This is a genomic window from Streptomyces glaucescens (assembly GCF_002154375.1).
In the GTDB taxonomy this organism is placed as follows: Bacteria; Actinomycetota; Actinomycetes; order Streptomycetales; family Streptomycetaceae; genus Streptomyces; species Streptomyces glaucescens.
Genome location: NZ_MUND01001036.1, coordinates 1 through 595, shown reverse-complemented (window position 1 = coordinate 595; position 595 = coordinate 1). Strand labels below are relative to the sequence as shown.

1 protein-coding gene is annotated in these 595 nt (G+C 69.1%); it reads left to right on the top strand.

Going from position 1 to position 595, the window contains the following annotated elements:
• On the top strand, window positions 1-595 hold a 595-nt coding region (locus CCN42_RS40380), incomplete at both ends, for a Gfo/Idh/MocA family protein (RefSeq protein WP_158102211.1).

Here is a 595-nt window from a genome sequence, read left to right as displayed (position 1 = left end):
CTCGGCCGACGCGTACCAGCGCATGCTGCGCCGGGACGACATCGACCTCGTCTACATCGCCACCCCGTGGGAGTTCCACCACGAGCAGGGCCGCGCCGCGCTGCTGGCGGGCAAGCACGCCCTCGTCGAACTGCCCGTCGCCACCGAGCTGGACGAGCTGTGGGACCTGGTCGACACCAGCGAACGCACCCGCCGGCACCTGATCCTCTCCGAGAACTGCAACTACGGCCGCAACGAGCTGGCGATGCTGAAGATGGCCCACGACGGCCTGTTCGGCGAGATCACCAACGGCCACGGCGGCTACCTGCACGATCTGCGGGCCCTGCTGTTCTCGGACACCTACTACACCGACTCCTGGCGGCGGCTGTGGCACACCCGCAGCACCGCGTCGTTCTACGCGATGCACGGACTCGGCCCGATCGCGGCGGCCATGGACATCAACCGCGGCGACCGGATGACCGTCCTGCGGGCCACCGCCACGGAGCCGAAGGGCCTCGCCGACTACCGCGAGCGGTTCGTGCCGAGATCCCATCCGAGCTGGAAGGAGACGTACGTCAACGGGGACCTCGTGACCTGCCTCATCGACACCGCGCGG